Annotated in this window: 12 protein-coding genes; 3 read left to right on the top strand and 9 right to left on the bottom strand. The window is 67.8% G+C overall.

The genetic code is table 11. The annotated features are described in order from the left end of the window. Positions 1-118: 118 nt before the first annotated feature. Complete coding sequence (gene ribB / locus HAV18_RS30440; protein ID WP_166963499.1) at positions 119-829, top strand: 3,4-dihydroxy-2-butanone-4-phosphate synthase; 711 nt, start codon at positions 119-121, stop codon at positions 827-829. 107 nt (positions 830-936) lie between these two features. Here the strand turns inward: ribB and HAV18_RS30435 are convergent, their stop codons facing one another. The 7 genes from HAV18_RS30435 to glpD all read right to left on the bottom strand — a co-directional run bounded on the left by HAV18_RS30435 (position 937) and on the right by glpD (position 9164). Next, positions 937-1623 carry an HAD family phosphatase gene (locus HAV18_RS30435; RefSeq protein ID WP_166963498.1) on the bottom strand — a complete coding sequence of 229 codons (687 nt, stop codon included), beginning with the start codon at positions 1621-1623 and terminating at the stop codon, positions 937-939. Between the two features lie 201 nt (positions 1624-1824). Then, positions 1825-2811 (bottom strand): inositol 2-dehydrogenase, encoded by a 987-nt coding sequence (iolG, locus tag HAV18_RS30430; RefSeq protein ID WP_166963496.1) that lies wholly within the window; start codon positions 2809-2811, stop codon positions 1825-1827. 71 nt (positions 2812-2882) lie between these two features. Further along, the gene (locus tag HAV18_RS30425; protein WP_166963495.1) at positions 2883-3710 is read right to left on the bottom strand and encodes a TIM barrel protein; all 828 of its coding nucleotides are present in this window, start codon (positions 3708-3710) and stop codon (positions 2883-2885) included. A 234-nt stretch (positions 3711-3944) separates the two neighbouring features. Continuing rightward, complete coding sequence (locus tag HAV18_RS30420) at positions 3945-5012, bottom strand: LacI family DNA-binding transcriptional regulator (RefSeq protein ID WP_166963494.1); 1068 nt, start codon at positions 5010-5012, stop codon at positions 3945-3947. Positions 5013-5233: 221 nt separating this feature from the next. Continuing rightward, positions 5234-5950 (bottom strand): MIP/aquaporin family protein, encoded by a 717-nt coding sequence (locus HAV18_RS30415; protein WP_048242695.1) that lies wholly within the window; start codon positions 5948-5950, stop codon positions 5234-5236. 81 nt (positions 5951-6031) lie between these two features. After that, positions 6032-7534, bottom strand: coding sequence for a glycerol kinase GlpK (gene glpK / locus HAV18_RS30410; protein WP_166963492.1), 1503 nt, complete (start codon positions 7532-7534; stop codon positions 6032-6034). A 106-nt stretch (positions 7535-7640) separates the two neighbouring features. After that, positions 7641-9164: a glycerol-3-phosphate dehydrogenase gene (gene glpD, locus HAV18_RS30405; protein ID WP_166963490.1), complete on the bottom strand. Its 1524-nt coding sequence runs from the start codon at positions 9162-9164 to the stop codon at positions 7641-7643. Positions 9165-9326: 162 nt separating this feature from the next. Between glpD and HAV18_RS30400 the strand changes: the two genes are divergently transcribed. Then, complete coding sequence (locus HAV18_RS30400) at positions 9327-9695, top strand: hypothetical protein (RefSeq protein WP_166963488.1); 369 nt, start codon at positions 9327-9329, stop codon at positions 9693-9695. A gap of 88 nt (positions 9696-9783) precedes the next feature. Here HAV18_RS30400 and HAV18_RS30395 read toward each other — a convergent pair whose 3' ends face one another. Together HAV18_RS30395 and HAV18_RS30390 are read right to left on the bottom strand one after the other, a co-directional pair. Next, entirely contained in the window at positions 9784-9981 is a 198-nt protein-coding gene (locus HAV18_RS30395) for a hypothetical protein (protein WP_166963486.1), read from the bottom strand. Positions 9982-10283: 302 nt separating this feature from the next. Then, positions 10284-11063, bottom strand: coding sequence for a DeoR/GlpR family DNA-binding transcription regulator (locus HAV18_RS30390; RefSeq protein WP_006493999.1), 780 nt, complete (start codon positions 11061-11063; stop codon positions 10284-10286). 222 nt (positions 11064-11285) lie between these two features. Here HAV18_RS30390 and HAV18_RS30385 point away from each other — a divergent pair, with 222 nt between their 5' ends. Then, on the top strand, positions 11286-12926 hold the full coding sequence (locus tag HAV18_RS30385; protein WP_166963484.1) for a gamma-glutamyltransferase family protein: 1641 nt from the start codon (positions 11286-11288) through the stop codon (positions 12924-12926). Positions 12927-13160: the final 234 nt, after the last annotated feature.

Here is a 13160-nt window from a genome sequence, read left to right as displayed (position 1 = left end):
AGATAGTCATGTCCGCCAGGGCCGCTTCGCCATGCGTGCGAAGCGGGTTGTCGTTCTGTCTGTTTGCAATGCCCTGAAACGTTTTTCGCCCTAATCGTATTTGCGAGGAGCGTTTCACATGTCCTTGATGTCCGTTTCGTCGGCACCTGCCGACGCCTTTGCCGATCTCCCGTTGCTGGATTCCGAACCGGTGCCGCCGCGCATCGCCGCCGCGCTCGATGCGATGCGCGCAGGCCGTGCGGTCGTGCTGCAGGATGACCACGACCGCGAGAACGAAGCCGACCTGATCGTTGCCGCCGAGCGCATCACGCCCGAGACGATGGCGCTGCTGATCCGCGAGTGCAGCGGCATCGTGTGCCTGTGCCTGACCGACGACACGGTGCGCGCGCTCGAGCTGCCGCCGATGGTGCAGACCAACGAGAGCCGCAACGGCACCGCGTTCACCGTCTCGATCGAGGCACGCGAAGGCGTTCATACGGGCGTATCGGCGGCCGATCGCGTGACGACGATCCGCGCGGCGATCGCCGAAGGGGCGAAGCCGCACGACATCGTGCGCCCCGGCCACGTGTTTCCGTTGCGTGCGCAACCGGGCGGCGTGCTGGCACGCCGCGGTCACACCGAAGGCACGGTCGACCTGTCGATCCTCGCGGGCCTGAAGCCGGCCGGCGTGCTGTGCGAGCTGATGAATCCGGACGGCACGATGACGCGCGGCGACGATGTCGAGCGCTTCGCGCAACGGCACGGGCTGCCGATGCTGACGATTGCGGAACTCGTCGAGTTTCGCGAGGCGCTGGCTGCCGTGCGCGAGCGCTGCTGCGAACCGGTATGAGTGAAGGGAACGGGGAAGGCGGGCGTGTTCGCGCGCCCATGGCACGGCGTGCGTGAACCCGCACACGCCGGATGGGCCCGATCAGCCTGATCGGGCCGGAACAACCGTCAGGACTGTACGTCCCCGAATTCGCCGCGCGTGCCGGCTTCGACGAACGCCGGCAGTTCGTCCATCTTGCGCATGATCCGCGTGATGCCCATCGCGCGCAGCGCGTCCGCGTAGTTGTCGGGGATGTGGCTCGCGCCGACGAATGCGATCGTCTTCATGCCCGCCGCACGCGCGGCATTCAGCCCCGACACGCTATCTTCGACGACGATGCAGCGCCCCGGCGCGACGCCGAGCGTTTGCGCCGCATGCAGGTAGACGTCGGGGTAGGGCTTCGGCCGCGCCACCTGCTCGGAGCTGAACACGCGATCGCCGAAGATCTCGGTGAGCGATGCGCGCTTCAGCGAGCTGCGCACGCGCACGAGCCGGCTGTTCGACACGACGGCCACCGGCAGGCTCACCTTCAGCAGCGCATCGCGCACGCCGGTGATCGGCGCGAGCGATTGCGCCAGCGCGCTCTCGATGTTGTGCTCGATGGTCTCGATGAAGTTGGCGGGCATCTCGATCCCGAAACGGGATTCGATCCCGGCGAGGAAGCGCGACGTCTGCTGGCCGAACGCCGACTTCGCGGCGGCTTCGAAATCGAGATTCGGGAACGTGGCGGACAGCGTATCGAGCAGCACGCGGTCGGCGATGACTTCGCTGTCGACGAGCACGCCGTCGCAGTCGCAGATGAGGTGATCGAGCATGGTGGTGAAGAAGCGGGATGTCGGCGACGCAGATCAATTCGCCATCATACGTGCTTTCACGCGCATGCCGCGCGACGCTTCGGCAAATTTTCCCGATGCGGCCGCGTGCTCGCCGCGTTTCGTCCAGGTGTGCTGCCGATCGTCCGGCGGCGGCGCGCTTGCAGGTTCGCCGCCCCATGCCACCGCCTGCCACCGGTTGTGTCAAAGCTCGATCACGCGCCCCGTTTTCCACGACGTCATCGCGGCCTCGGCGAGTTCGAGCGCGGCGAGCCCGTCGTCGATCGTCGTCCGCACCGGCGTGCCGTCGCGCAGCGCGTCGACGAAGTGCGCGATCTCGGCCGCGTAAGCATGCCGGTAGCGCTCGAGGAAGAACGGCTCCGGCACGTCCGTCGCGACGCCGCCCGCGAGCCACGCGCTTACCTCGGTCTGCCGCACGTTGCCTGCCTGCAGCATTCCGTTGCTGCCGAGCAGTTCGAAACGCTGGTCGTAGCCGTAGGCGGCGCGCCGCGACGTGTTGATCTGGCACAGCAGCCCGCGCCGCGTGCGGATCGTCACGGCGGTCGAATCGAGGTCGCCTGCGTCGCGCACGGCCGGATCGGTCAGGCAACTGCCGGTCGCGTGCAGCGTCTGCGCTTCGTCGCCGAGGATCCAGCGGAACACGTCGAAGTCGTGGATCAGCATGTCCTTGAAGATGCCGCCCGAGCTGCGGATGTAGTCGACGGGCGGCGCGCCCGGGTCGCGGCTCGTGACGACCAGCATTTCCGGCGCGCCGATCTCGCCGTGCTCGACGCGCGCCTTCAGCGCCGCGAACGTCGGGTCGAAGCGACGCTGGAAGCCGATCATGCAGGTCACGCCGCTGCGCCGGACGACGTCCGCGCAGGCACGCGCACGCTCGACGCTCAGGTCGACGGGCTTTTCGCAGAACACGGCCTTGCCTGCGCTCGCCGCCGCGTCGATCAGGTCCGCATGCGTGTCGGTGCTCGATGCGATCACCACGGCCCGGACGGCCGGATCGCCGAGCGCGCGCTCGACGTCGGCCACCTGCGCGCCGTGAGCGTTGGCCAGCGCTTCGGCCGACGGCGCGTGCCGGTCGACCACGTACTTCAGCTTCGCACCCGGATGGCGTGCGAGATTCGCCGCGTGGATCTTGCCGATTCGTCCCGCGCCGAACAACGCGAATTCGATCATTCCGTTCTCCTGTTGATTGCGTGGTGTTCCGCCGGCACGCGGCTCGAGGCGGCCGCGCACCGCGGCGGCGGTCATTGATCCGCCAGTTCGCCGCGCACGTAGTCGATGCTTGCCCGCAACCGCGCCTCGATGTCGCCGGCTGCGGCGATTTCGTTCGCGAACGGCTCGAACGAGAGCGCGCCGCGGTAGCCGCGCGCGAGCAGTTCGCGCAGTTGCCGGATATTGCCGAGCCGGTCGGCGCTGCCGACCAGCACGCGATGGCCGTCGCGCATCCGGTCGACCGGCAGGTCGTTTTCCTCGACGCCCGAGATGTGCACGAGGCCCGTCAGGTTCGGAAAGAAGATGTCTTCGCCCGACAGGTGGTGGTGGAACGTGTCGTGCACGAGCCGGAACACCTGCTCGCCCGCCGCGTCGTAGATGCCTTTCACCGCATCCGACTTGCGGCGCAGCGCGCATTCCTCGAAACCGAGCGGCTCGATGAAGCCGAGCAGGCCGCGCGCTTCGAGGATCGGCATGAGCGCCTTCAGCGCTTTCACGAGATCCGCGTGGCGCACGTTCGCGCCGCGCGTGTCGCCGCGGCTGTTGGTCGGGCACAGCACCAGCGCCCGTGCGCCGCATTGCGCCGCGTAGTCGGCCAGTTCGGTCGCCTCGTCCGCGCGCTCGGCGTTCCATTGCTCGAAGCGCTGCAGCGCGTTGATCGTCAGGATCGTCACGCCGCCCGCTTCGGCCGTCGCGCGGACGGCGGCGGCCGGCGTGCCGTCGGCGATCTCGACGCCGTCGAGATCGTTGCGGATCTCGATCGTGTCGACGCCGAGGCGCGTGCACAGCGCGACATAGCGGTCGAGCGGCAAGCGCGGTGCGCTCATCCGGTTCAGCGAAAACGTAAGGGGTTGGGTCATCACGGGGGCCTCGGTCGGGGTTCGACGCCGGGACGGCAGGCGACCGGCCGCCGCGACCGGGTGCTGCCCGTGTGTGGGGCGGCCATCGGTCAGGCCATCGTTTCCGGTGCATTCGTCGTGGCGAATGACCGTCAATGTAGGTCGGCGCCGTCCCGGCTGCATGCGCGGCGTTGCCGAAAAATCGGCAAGAAGGCGCTCCATGAGCGAGCGCGAAACGGGTGTGCCCGGCAGGCCCTAGACCGGTTGCAGGTACGGGCTCGTGCGCACATTGGCCGAGCAGAACACGCGGAACTCGACCGGCTCGGCCGGCGGCGGCTGCTCGACCACGCCGCACGCATGCATCAGGTGCTGCAGCGCCGAGATCGCCTGCCCGTCCGGGTCCTGGTCGATCGCGATGTCCATCGTGCCTGCCTCGATGTACGCGCGATGCTGGTCGAGCATCTCGTGGCCGACCCAGACGACGTTGCCGGCCGCGCCGAAGCGGCGCAGCGCAGCCTCGATGCCGGCCGAGCCGCCGCCGCTGTTGTAGATGCCGACCACGTCGCCGGACGCGCGCAGCGCCTTCGCGACGGCGCTGTAGGCGAGGTCGTCCTGATCGAGCGTTTCGGCGATTTTGGTGTCGCAGGCCAGTTCGGGGAATGCGCGCGCCAGTTCGGCGCGGCAGCCGGCGATCCGGTCCATGTGCACGCGATAGCCCATCCGGCCGCCGAGCAGCAGCACGCGACCGGGCTGCTTCGCGAGACGGCCGATGCAGTAGCCGGCCGTGCGGCCCGCGCGTTCGTTGTCGATGCCGGCGTAGTGTGCGCGCGCGATTCCGCCGATGTCGGAGACCATCGTGACGACGGTCTCGCCGCGCGCGATCGCGCCGGCCAGCGCATCGCGCACGCGCGGCGTATCGCCGGCTGTCACGATCAGCGCCGCACGGCGGTACGCGGGGCGCTCGATCTGCGCGGCGAGGCGCGTGCAGTCGGCGGCGGGCAGGATCGCCCGGTGCACGACGACGCGCCGGTCGAGCATCTGCACCGCGCGCTGCAGCGCCTGCTGCAGCCGTCGGTAGAACGGCGTGTCGGTATCGGGCAGCAGTACGTCGACGTGAATCAGCCCGTGCCGGACATCGGGAAGCTGGCGCGGCACGCCGAGCGTGCGTGCCGCGGCGACGACGCGTTCGCGCGCGTGCGCCGATACGCTGCCGCGCTCGTTCAGCACGCGATCGACGGTCGCGGTGCTGACGCCCGCGAGCTGTGCGATCTCGACGAAACGCGCAGTGCGTTTGCGCCGGCGAGGTGCGGGGTCGGCGGCCATCGTGTCGTCTCCTGTCGGCCAGGGGCGGTGCTTGCGTGTTTCCCCGGCATGCGTGCGGCAGGCGCGCGCTGTCGTGAGGGTGCGGGGGCTGACGGTATGCTGGCGCCGCGACGCGAATTCGTCAACGACGGGGGCCGGACAGGCGAGGGGAAGGGGCGGGGCGGAGGGATGATGCGCGAAGCGCGCGGCGATGGACGCCGCGCGCTTCGGTCAAGCTGCGATCAGACCGTCGCGTGCAGGTGCAGGTACAGGCCGGCCGCTGCGGCGCCGCCCAGCAGCGGGCCGACGACGGGCACCCACGCATAGCGCCAGTCGCTGTCGCGCTTGCCGGGGATCGGCAGCAGCGCGTGCATGATGCGCGGCGACAGGTCGCGTGCAGGGCTCATCGCATAGCCGGTCGGGCCGCCGAGCGAGATGCCGATGCCGAGCACGAGCAGGCCGACGGGCAGCGCGTCGAGCGCGCCGAGGCCGACCTGCGGCGAAGCGAGGTACAGCACGCCGAGGATCAGCACGAACGTGCAGATCGCTTCGGTCAGCACGTTGTGCGTGACGCTGCGGATCGCGGGCGCCGTGCAGAACACCGCGAGCTTCAGGTCCGCATCGGCTTCCTTCGCGAAGTGCTGGCGATACGCGAGCCACACGAGCAGGGCGCCCGCCATCCCGCCGAGCATCTGCGCGAGGATGTAGCCGCCGACTTTCGACCACGCGAACTTGCCCGCGAGCGCGAGACTGATGGTGACGATCGGGTTCAGGTGCGCGCCGCTGAACGACGCGGTCACGTAGACGGCGACGAATACCGCCATCGCCCAGCCCATCACGATCACGATCAGGTCCGCGCCTTTGCCCTTGGTCTTTGCAAGCAGCACGTTTGCGACCGCGCCGTTGCCGAGCAGCACGAGGATCGCTGTGCCGATGAATTCTGCAATATAAGGTGACATGGTTGTCTCTCGTATGTCACGGCGGACTCGCGCGTTGCGCGGTCCGCCAGTGTTGTTGTATTTCGTAGGGATAGCTGACGGTTACTGCGTGTCGTCGGCCCAAGCCTTCGCGGCGCGTACCGCCCGTTGCCAGCCGGCCATGCAGCTTTCGACCTGCTCCTTCTGCATCGACGGCGAGAAGCGGCGATCGAGCTGCCACTGGTCGCGCACTTCGTCGAGGTTCTTCCAGTAGCCGATCGCGAGGCCCGCGAGGTAGGCCGCGCCGAGCGCGGTCGTCTCGGTGATCTGCGGACGCACCGCATCGACGCCGAGCAGGTCCGCCTGGAACTGCATCAGCAGGTCGTTCGCGCTTGCGCCGCCGTCGACACGCAGCTCGCCGATGCTGATGCCCGAATCGGCTTCCATCGCGGCCAGCACGTCGAGCGACTGGTACGCGATCGAATCGAGCGCCGCCCGTGCGAGGTGTGCGGAGGTCGTGCCGCGCGTGACGCCGAACACCGAGCCGCGCGCCCGTGCGTTCCAGTGCGGTGCGCCGAGGCCGGCGAACGCGGGCACCAGGTAGACGCCGTCGGTGTGCGGCACGCTCGCGGCGAGCGCTTCGATTTCAGCGGCCGACTTGATGATGCCGACGCCGTCGCGCAGCCACTGCACCACCGCGCCCGCGATGAAGATGCTGCCTTCCAGCGCGTACTGCACGTTGTCGCCGATCTGCCAGGCGATCGTCGTGACGAGGTTGTTCTTCGATTCGATCGGCTTGTCGCCGGTGTTCATCATCAGGAAGCAGCCGGTGCCGTAGGTGTTCTTCACCATGCCCGACGTCGTGCACATCTGGCCGAACAGGGCGGCCTGCTGGTCGCCGGCGATGCCCGCGAGCGGGATCTTCGACGCGAACACGGTGGTCTTCGTGTGGCCGTAGATTTCCGACGATGCCTTCACTTCCGGCAGCATGCTGCGCGGGATGTCGAGCAGCTCGAGCAGTTCGTTGTCCCACTCGCGCGTATGGATGTTGAACAGCATCGTGCGCGACGCGTTCGTCACGTCGGTCACGTGCAGTTCGTGCTTCGTGAAGTTCCACACGAGCCAGCTGTCGACGGTGCCGAACGCGAGCTTGCCCTGCCTGGCCTTCTCGCGGGCGCCCGGCACGTTGTCGAGGATCCAGCGGATCTTGGTCCCTGAGAAGTACGAATCGATCGGCAGGCCGGTCTTCGCGCGCACCTTCGCCTCGAGGCCCTGTGCTTTCAGCGAGTCGCAGAAGTCGGCCGTGCGGCGATCCTGCCAGACGATCGCGTTGTAGACGGGCTGGCCCGTCTCGCGATCCCAGACGATCGTGGTTTCACGCTGGTTGGTGATGCCGATCGCGGCGATCGACGTGCCGTTCAGGCCCGTGCGCGTGACGGCTTCGGCGGCGACGCCGGCTTGCGTCGACCAGATTTCCTGCGGGTCGTGCTCGACCCAGCCGGGTTGCGGGTAGATCTGCTCGAATTCCTTCTGGGCGATCGATACGATATTGCCCTGGCGATCGAACAGCATCGCGCGGGAACTCGTGGTGCCCTGGTCAAGCGCGAGGATGTACTGATCCTGCATGTCTCTCATCTCCATCCGTGGATTTGGCTTAGTTGTGATGCGCGCCGCATGTGGAGCGGCGCGTCGGTGAGTCAACGTCGGTACGGCAACTGCAACTGCATTCGGATCAGGCGTGCGGCGCGTGCGCGGCGGCGAACCATGCGTCGACCGCAGCCGTCACCGCGTCGAGCGTGCCTGGCGTGACGTGCAGGCCGAGCTTCGAGCGGCGCCACAGCACGTCCTGCGCGCAGGTCGCCCATTCGGCGTCGCGCAGGTAACGCAGTTCGGCGTCGTGGATGCCCGGTGCGATTTCGGTGCCGAGATCGGCGAGCGACTTCGCACCGTCGATCACGCGCTCCGCACGCGTGCCGTACGCACGTGCATAGCGGCGGGCGAGCGCGGCGGGCAGCCACGGGTGGCGTTTCGCGAACGCGGCGGCGAACACGTCGAACTTCGCATTCGCGATGTCACCGCCCGGCAGCGCGACGCCGGCCGTCCAGGTCTTCCCGTCGCGGCCGAGCGCGCGGCACAGCATGTCGCCGGCTTCTTCCGCGAGCTTGCGGAACGTCGTGATCTTGCCGCCGAACACCGACAGCAGCGGGGCGCCCGCGCCGTCGTCCAGCTCGAGGCGGTAGTCGCGCGTGACGGCCGATGCGTTCGCGGCGTTCTCGTCTTCCAGCAGCGGGCGCACGCCCGAGTAGGTCCAGTGCACGTCGGCCGGCGAGATCTTGCGCTTGAAGTAGCGGTTGATCGAATCGCACAGGTACTGTGTTTCGTCGCGATCGATCGCGACCTTCGCGGGATCGTTCGTGTATTCGACGTCGGTCGTGCCGATCAGCGTGAAATCGTGTTCGTACGGAATCGCGAAGATGATCCGCTTGTCCGGGTTCTGGAAGATGTACGCGTGATCGTGATCGAACAGGCGGCGCGTGACGATGTGGCTGCCCTTCACGAGCCGCACGCTGTGGTGCGCGCCGCGGCCGAGCGCGCCGTGCAGCAGTTCGCCGACCCACGGGCCGGCCGCGTTCGCGATCGCGCGCGCATGCACGACGCGGATCGAACCGTCGGCGTGCTGCAGCCGCGCTTCCCATTCGTCGCCACGACGTTCGGCGGATACCAGCTTCGTGCGTGTCAGGATCTCGGCGCCGCGCTCCTTCGCATCCATCGCGTTCAGCACGACGAGGCGCGCGTCGTCGACCCAGCCGTCCGAATACACGAAGCCGCGCTTGATCGAATCGATCAGCGGCGCACCGGCCGCATGGCGGCGCATGTCGATGCCGCGCGAGCCGGGCAGCAGTTCGCGTTTCGCGAGGTGATCGTAGAGGAACAGGCCGATACGGATCAGCCAGGCCGGACGCAGGTTCGGCATGTGCGGCATCACGAAGCGCAGCGGCCCCATGATGTGCGGCGCCGCGCGCAGCAGCGTCTCGCGCTCCTGCAGCGCCTTGCGCACGAGCCCGAACTCGTTGTACTCGAGGTAGCGCAGGCCGCCGTGAATCAGCTTCGTGCTGCACGACGACGTGTGCGACGCGAGATCGTCCTGCTCGCAGAGCATGACCGACAGGCCGCGGCCGGCCGCATCGCGCGCGATGCCCGCGCCGTTGATGCCGCCGCCGACGACGAGCAGATCGTAGCGATTCGGTTGGGTCACCTGCTGTCCTTATCGTCTGAGGGAAATGGTTGAACAGAAAATGTTCGAATTCGAAATTTAACGAACGAAATCGAAAAAGTAAAGTTCGATAAAGCGGGGCCAGTAGCGCGCCGTGCGATCCCGGACGATACTGGCGGAATCGACCGTTTCGCGAGGTGAATCATGCGTATTGGGATGTGGGCCGGCGCGTGCGCCGTCCTTCTGGCGGGGTGCAGCGCGGGCATGCCGCCGCTCACCGGCAACTGGCGGGCGCCATCGTTCGTCGACCTGCAGACGTCGTGCGGCGGCGCGGCGCGCGACTGGGGCGCGGACGCGCAGCCGGTCTACTCGACGCTGTACGACGCGTACGTGGCGAAACGGTATCGCGGGCTGACCGAAGCGAACTACTGTGCGTTCGTAAACGAACTTTCGACGCACTATGCGGCACCCGACGCGGCGGCGCGTGCCGGCTGGATCGCGTATTTCAACGGTGCGCGCGCACAGGCCATCAGTTGGCGGGCGGCGGTCGATCCGACGCTGCGCGGCGGTTGAAGCCGGCTGCGGTGAGCGGGCGGAGCAAGCGGAAGCGACCGCGTGGCCGGGAATCAGGCCACGCGGTCAGGTCAGGAACAGCGGAATTTCACGAATAGCGGTATTTGATGGATCGCAGCGCGGCGTCGCCGCTCTCGGTCACGCAGTATTTGCGCCCCGAGCCGAGCCCTTCCAGGCGAACGAGCTGCTGTTCGAGCAGGATGTCCAGTTCATCCCGATCCATGTCGCGCTGATCAGGCGCGTCCTTCACAAGCAATAGCGTGGCGAATTCATGCGGACTCAGCATCGTTCTCTCCATGGCAATCGGACTGCCCGCGCGGCCGGCGCACACGCCGACGCGCGATACCCCGGGGGGTATGGCTTGGGGGGAAAGCTGTATTCGCCGGCCCTGCGGTTCGCACACGCCCTGGCACAGGCGGATCGGGCGAACGGGCCGGGGAACTGGAGTCTAGTCGAGCCCGCAGGCAACGACAAATCGTGCCCCGTTAATTTTCCGTTTGACAGGAACGCCCGCCGCAAGCGGTCCGCATGAAGCGCCAACTTCTTGATTTCACTTGAAGTTTCAGGTGCGGTGCAGCATCGCAACCGTCACTCCGCGACGTACACCTGCGTGCCGGCGGCGGCCACCGTGTCGGCCATCTCGGGCGGCAGTGGCTTGTCGGTGAAGAGCGCGTGCACCTGGCTCAGGTGGCCCTGACGCACCAGTGCCGGGCGGCCGACCTTCGAGTGGTCGGTCACGAGATAGACCGTGCGCGCATGCTGCATGATCGCCTCGGCCACGCGCACCTCGCGCGTGTCGAAGTCGCGCAGCGTGCCGTCGGCCTCGATCGCCGACGTGCCGATGATCGCGTAGTCGACCTTGAACTGGCGGATGAAGTCGATCGCGAGCTCGCCGACGATGCCCTTGTCCCACGGCCGCACGATGCCGCCCGTGATCAGCACCTCGCAGTCGGGATAGCCGCTCATCATCGACGCGACGTTCAGGTTGTTCGTGATCACGTGCAGCCCGTGGTGGCGGTTCAGCGCGCGTGCGACTTCCTCGGTGGTCGTGCCGAGGTTGATGAACAGCGATGCCTGGTCGGGAATGTGCGACGCCGCGAGTGCCGCGATGCGCCGCTTCTCGTCGTGGAACATCCGCTGGCGCGCCGTGTACGACACGTTCTCCGAGCTGGTCGGCAGGCTCGCGCCGCCGTGGTAGCGGCGCAGCAGGTTCAGGTCGGCGAGCCAGTTCACGTCGCGACGGATCGTCTGCGGTGTCACCGCGAAGTGCGCGGCGAGATCGTCGACGGTCACGAAGCCGTCGCGCTGCACCCATTCGAGCAGTTCCTGCTGGCGCGCGTTGAGGGTGAGGCGGGGATCTCGGGTCATGGCTCGATGGTCGTGTCGTGAGACGGAGCGGGTATTGTAAGGGCGGCAACGGCGTTAGGCCGGCCCGGCCGACCGGGTTGCCCGCCATTCATGCGGAAATTGCATTGATTCATGTGACAAATGAATTTGTGCGATTGCGCTGATCGCGCTGCAATGGCGGATTGCCCGCGCACGCGGGTGCGCGCGTGGCGCGTTCATTCAGCTTTCGACGAGGTGGCACCGATGACAGGCTTCAACTGGCACAACCCGTATCCGACGACCCGCATTCCGGTGTTCGCGCGCAACGTCGTGTCGACGTCGCATCCGCTCGCCGCGCAGGCCGGGCTGCGGATGCTGTGGAAGGGCGGCAATGCGGTCGACGCGGCGCTGGCCGCGGCGGCGGCGATCACGGTCGTTGAGCCCGTGTCGTGCGGGCTCGGCGGCGACGCGTTCGCGCTCGTGTGGGACGGCGAACGGCTGTCCGGGCTGAACGCGTCGGGCGTCGCGCCGGCCGCGTGGAACGTCGACTATTTCCGCCAGCGCCACGGCGAGGCGGCGAACGGCATCGCGAACAAGCCGACGCGCGGCTGGGATACCGTCACCGTACCGGGCGTGATCGCGGGCTGGGAAGCGCTGCATGCGAAGTTCGGTTCGCTGCCGTTCGCGGACCTGCTCGAACCGGCAATCGAGATCGCGGAGCGCGGTTATGCGGTCCCGCCGATCGTCGCGCACAAGTGGGCGGCCGCCGTGCCCGAATTGCAGGGGCTGCCGGGCTTCGCCGAGACCTTCATGCCGCACGGCCGCGCGCCGCTCGTCGGCGAGCGCGTGTGCCTGCCCGGCCATGCGCAGACGCTGCGCACGCTCGCGAAGGAGGGCGCTCGCGCGTTCTACGAGGGCGCGCTCGCCGAGCGTATTGCCGCGTTCTCCCGCGAAGGCGGCGGCGCGCTGACCGCGGCCGACCTGCGTGCTTACCGGCCGGAATGGGTCGAGCCGATCGGCAAGCGCTTCGGCCGTCACACGATCCACGAGATTCCGCCGAACGGGCAGGGCATCGCTGCGCTGATCGCGCTCGGCATCGCCGAGCACGCGGGCGTGACGGAATGGCCAGTCGATTCGGTCGACTCGCAGCATCTGCAGATCGAGGCGATGAAGCTCGCGTTCGCCGATGTTTATCGCTACGTCGCCGATCCGCGCGCGATGGAAGTCACGCCCGAGCAGATGCTCGACGACGCGTATCTCGCCGAACGCGCGAAGCTGATCGATCCCGCGCGCGCGACGCACTTCGGCGCCGGGCGGCCGCATTCGGGCGGCACGATCTACCTGTCGGCGGCCGACGAGCGCGGGATGATGGTGAGCTTCATTCAGTCGAACTACATGGGTTTCGGTTCGGGGCTCGTCGTGCCCGGCACCGGCATCGCGCTGCAGAATCGCGGGCACGGCTTCTCGATGGACCCGGCCTCGCCGAACGTCGTCGCGGGCGGCAAGCGGCCATTCCACACGATCATCCCGGCATTCGTCACCGAGGAGGTCGACGGCCGCACGGAGGCCGTGATGAGCTTCGGCGTGATGGGCGGCGACATGCAGCCGCAGGGCCACTTGCAGACCGTCGTGCGCATGCTTGGCTACGGGCAGCAACCGCAGGCCGCCTGTGACGCGCCGCGCTGGAAGGTCAACCGCGACTTCACGCTCGACGTCGAGGCCTCGATGAATCGCGCGACCGTCGATGCGCTGGCCGCACGCGGCCACACGATCAAGTCGATCGACGATCCTTACATGGATTTCGGTTCGGGGCAGTTCATCTGGCGTCTCGATCGCGACGATCGCGAGCGCGGCTACGTGGCCGCGAGCGACAGCCGCCGCGACGGTCTGGCGGCAGGTTTCTGACCGATTGCGGCCGGCTTTCGCCGGCATTTCGTGTGCTTCACGGGCGGCCGAACGGCCGCCCGTTTCGTTTGCCGCGGCCCGTATCGTCGAGCGGGCGCAAGCGGTTTGAAGGACTCGTCTAACGAACGGCAACAGACGCCGCGGAACTGCGCTTGTCGGGTATGGTCAGTGCTCTGGAGCACGAACATCAAAGTCCGGCTAAGATGCCAGCATGGTTCGGCCGGACCAATCCAC

Origin of the sequence: Burkholderia sp. D-99, from assembly GCF_011605345.1 — a bacterium.
GTDB lineage: Bacteria > Pseudomonadota > Gammaproteobacteria > Burkholderiales > Burkholderiaceae > Burkholderia.
Note: the sequence above shows the minus strand (reverse complement) of the source record. Positions and strands in the feature narration are given on the sequence as shown.

Excerpts from the sequence above, each read along its gene's own strand:
- ribB (WP_166963499.1), top strand. The coding sequence starts at position 119 with ATGTCCTTGATGTCCGTTTCGTCGGCACCTGCCGACGCCTTTGCCGAT.
- HAV18_RS30435 (WP_166963498.1), bottom strand. The coding sequence starts at position 1,623 with ATGCTCGATCACCTCATCTGCGACTGCGACGGCGTGCTCGTCGACAGC.
- iolG (WP_166963496.1), bottom strand. The coding sequence starts at position 2,811 with ATGATCGAATTCGCGTTGTTCGGCGCGGGACGAATCGGCAAGATCCAC.
- HAV18_RS30425 (WP_166963495.1), bottom strand. The coding sequence starts at position 3,710 with ATGACCCAACCCCTTACGTTTTCGCTGAACCGGATGAGCGCACCGCGC.
- HAV18_RS30420 (WP_166963494.1), bottom strand. The coding sequence starts at position 5,012 with ATGGCCGCCGACCCCGCACCTCGCCGGCGCAAACGCACTGCGCGTTTC.
- HAV18_RS30415 (WP_048242695.1), bottom strand. The coding sequence starts at position 5,950 with ATGTCACCTTATATTGCAGAATTCATCGGCACAGCGATCCTCGTGCTG.
- glpK (WP_166963492.1), bottom strand. The coding sequence starts at position 7,534 with ATGCAGGATCAGTACATCCTCGCGCTTGACCAGGGCACCACGAGTTCC.
- HAV18_RS30400 (WP_166963488.1), top strand. The coding sequence starts at position 9,327 with ATGCGTATTGGGATGTGGGCCGGCGCGTGCGCCGTCCTTCTGGCGGGG.
- HAV18_RS30395 (WP_166963486.1), bottom strand. The coding sequence starts at position 9,981 with ATGCTGAGTCCGCATGAATTCGCCACGCTATTGCTTGTGAAGGACGCG.
- HAV18_RS30390 (WP_006493999.1), bottom strand. The coding sequence starts at position 11,063 with ATGACCCGAGATCCCCGCCTCACCCTCAACGCGCGCCAGCAGGAACTG.
- HAV18_RS30385 (WP_166963484.1), top strand. The coding sequence starts at position 11,286 with ATGACAGGCTTCAACTGGCACAACCCGTATCCGACGACCCGCATTCCG.